The sequence below is a fragment of the Gordonia sp. UBA5067 genome (assembly GCF_002414845.1).
Lineage (GTDB): Bacteria > Actinomycetota > Actinomycetes > Mycobacteriales > Mycobacteriaceae > Gordonia > Gordonia defluvii.
The window spans coordinates 549-3,131 of the sequence record NZ_DIAX01000017.1 but is presented as its reverse complement, the minus strand read 5'-3'; the positions used below and the strand labels follow the sequence as shown (position 1 = coordinate 3,131).

At 64.7% G+C, this 2,583-nt stretch carries 6 protein-coding genes; 2 read left to right on the top strand and 4 right to left on the bottom strand.

The window, feature by feature from the left end:
- Positions 1 to 474: ATP-grasp domain-containing protein (locus tag B4M62_RS02630; protein ID WP_290704756.1), on the top strand; the 474-nt coding region annotated here is incomplete at its 5' end.
- A 204-nt stretch (positions 475 to 678) separates the two neighbouring features.
- Here the strand turns inward: B4M62_RS02630 and B4M62_RS02625 are convergent.
- Complete coding sequence (locus B4M62_RS02625; protein ID WP_290704753.1) at positions 679 to 1,140, bottom strand: hypothetical protein; 462 nt, start codon at positions 1,138 to 1,140, stop codon at positions 679 to 681.
- A gap of 93 nt (positions 1,141 to 1,233) precedes the next feature.
- On the opposite strand from B4M62_RS02625, the gene B4M62_RS02620 reads away from it, so the two are divergent.
- A complete protein-coding gene (locus tag B4M62_RS02620; protein ID WP_290704750.1) occupies positions 1,234 to 1,455 on the top strand; it encodes a hypothetical protein in 222 nt (73 codons plus the stop codon).
- Between the two features lie 58 nt (positions 1,456 to 1,513).
- On the opposite strand, the gene B4M62_RS02615 is transcribed toward B4M62_RS02620, so the two are convergent.
- The 3 genes from B4M62_RS02615 to B4M62_RS02605 all read right to left on the bottom strand — a co-directional run.
- Positions 1,514 to 1,708, bottom strand: a complete 195-nt coding sequence (locus B4M62_RS02615; RefSeq protein ID WP_290704747.1) for a hypothetical protein — start codon at positions 1,706 to 1,708, stop codon at positions 1,514 to 1,516.
- Positions 1,708 to 1,902, bottom strand: coding sequence for a hypothetical protein (locus B4M62_RS02610; protein ID WP_290704744.1), 195 nt, complete (start codon positions 1,900 to 1,902; stop codon positions 1,708 to 1,710). The genes B4M62_RS02615 and B4M62_RS02610 overlap by 1 nt, the downstream gene beginning before the upstream one ends.
- A gap of 21 nt (positions 1,903 to 1,923) precedes the next feature.
- Positions 1,924 to 2,583 (bottom strand): MlrC C-terminal domain-containing protein (locus B4M62_RS02605; RefSeq protein ID WP_290704741.1); only part of this gene is annotated, 660 nt, incomplete at its 5' end.

Below are 2,583 nucleotides of genomic sequence, written 5' to 3'. Positions count from 1 at the left end.
GTCGATGACATACTGGCAGCGACGGCCCGCGGTTATGTCGAGATCGCGATGGCGGAGCTGGACTACGTCGGCGTGCTGGCGATCGAGCTGTTCCAGGTCGGCGATGCGTTGCTGGTCAATGAGATGGCCCCGCGCGTCCACAACTCCGGCCACTGGACGATCGAGGGCGCCAGAACAAGCCAGTTCGAAAACCACCTGCGCGCCATCCTCGGCTATCCACTCGGTGAGACCGACGCGCTCGGCGCGATCGGCCTCCAGAACCTGATCGGCGAGATGCCCGACCCGTCCGCGATCCTCGCGATCCCCGACGCGCACCTCCACCACTACGGCAAGGCCCCACGGCCCGGCCGCAAGCTCGGCCACATCACCGTCCGCGCCGCCGACGAGGTGACGCGAGACGAGCGGCTGGCGGGGGTTGATGCTGCTGCGTGTCTTGCGAGCGGTCGAGGATCATCATCGAATCTGACTCGATAGACTATCAGCCCGCAACCAATAGCGAGAGCTAAATTGAGATCTTTGCCTGCTCCGGTTGCACCGACGTCTCAGATCGCGCGTCTGAGCGCATGTCGATGCACCCTCGCCGGCCTACCGCCAACAGTTGCAAGTCGATGATTGTCCGATCGGAATATCGTCCTCGCTCACCAGGGCTGTTTCCCGTCACGACAATGCATGTCGTAATCATCCTGTCGCAGTCAGGGCTGTACGAATCCTGGTGGTTGCCGCCGCCGCAGCGACAGGTAGTATGGCGAGATTCACCAGAAGCATGCTCAGTGTCACCCACGGCTGTAAGCCGACCACGCCAGGGAGCGGATAAGGCAGATTGTCGTCGCTGAACAGTGGGGCGAACACTATAAGGACGTAGGCGATGGCAACGCAAGATGCAACACGCTTCGGCCGGGACGCAAGCCAGGCTGCGATGACAGCACCAAATGTCGTCGGGAAACAGAATAGAACGATGATGACGAGTTGTCGCATCAATCCGGGGGTATCATAACCAAGGTCGATCTCCTGCGCCGGCCGAATGACGCGGTACTCAAAGGAAACGTATCCACCTAGAGCGATCAGGCTCAAACACACCCCAAGCAGCACCGCCGTGACGTCGCTACCGCTGTTCTGTCGACTCTTCACGAACCGCTTCATGGGTGACTCCAGCTAATTGGCAAGGTCCGAGCGGCAGAGGACGCTATACCTGATTCTACCCGACACTAGCAGCGTAGCGAAACGGACCGGCGAATGCCCCAGGAACCATGGCTTGGCCTCGTATGGCTGATTCCTGCGTGTTCACTGCTCCTAACCTGGTACGGCCTGTCTCGCTCGTCGTGGAAGGCGATGCTCATCGCCGCGGCGCTGGCGTTCGTGTTTGGCGTGATCACGGTCTTCAGCATCGGTATCTTCCTGTTCGCCTTCTGTGTTCTCCAGCTCGTCGCCGTCGTTCTACTGCGCCGGAATACGTGAGGAGCACGAAGGTCGAACGAGGCACGTTGGCGGTCGGTAGTCAACGGTGCTCGCCGCTTCAGGATGGTCGGTCTCTGCGCCGCAGCGCGTCGAACGCCAAGACCAGCGCAACCCCGATCGCCGCGCCGACCAGGATCGGCAGGCCGCTGCTATCGAGCCGGCCGAGCAGCGCGATGCCGAGCAGGAAGCCCAGCAGGACCGCGGCGGCCTGAACGAGCGGGTTCTTTCGGCGGCGTGGCGGCATCTCGCTCATCAATCGTTCTTGCGCTGATCGTGCGCGACGCCGAGCGCGACGCCGATGGCAACGCCGATCGAGATACCCAGGGAGACGTTGCCCATTGCGGCGCCGCGATCGGCGCCGATCGCGACGCCAAGCGGGAGGCCGACGATCATCCCCTGCTGCTGGCGTGGCTTCTGCTTGTCGTCCGGGTCCCGGTTATCGCTCATCCTGCCTCCTTTACCCTGACCCTACCGCATGTCGCGATCCAGCGGCCAGATCGGCCGGCGGACGCGGCGGTAGGGAAAGCTGAGCAGATCCGGCGAGGAGAGTCCCGGCCCATCGACCTCGATGATGCCGGCTGCCAGTGGCCCGAACGCGGCCCGGAAGTGGACGCTCGACTTCAGCACGATGACCCGGCGCGACTCCGGCTCGATCCCTGCCGCACGCAGCAGCTCGGGGTCGAGCGCCTGGACGCGGTTCGTCGCAACGATCACCTCGACCGGCGGGTCGCCCACCTCGATGACCGCCGACGACCCCAGCCGCGTCGTCGTCCCGGTTCCCATCGGACCGCGATTCACAAAGGTGAGGTCGCCAGTCCAGCGCACCCGCGCGTCGAGCTCCAGCGTCGGGCCGTGGAGGTGGTCGGTCTTGCCGCCCAGTCGTAGCCTGCCGCGATTGCCTGCGCCGATCAGCTCTGCCTGACGCACCGTCTCGGGATCGGCGATCATCGCGACAACCGCGCTTTCGGCACGCGCCGCCAGCAGCGCGGCCAGGATCGTCGTGCCATCCCCCGACGCGCCCCCGCCGGGGTTGTCGGCGACATCTGCCAGCACGACCGGCCCGCGCTCCGCCGCCATCGCCAGCGAGACCGCTGCATCGACCGGGGTCAGGTCCGACTCGAACAGCGA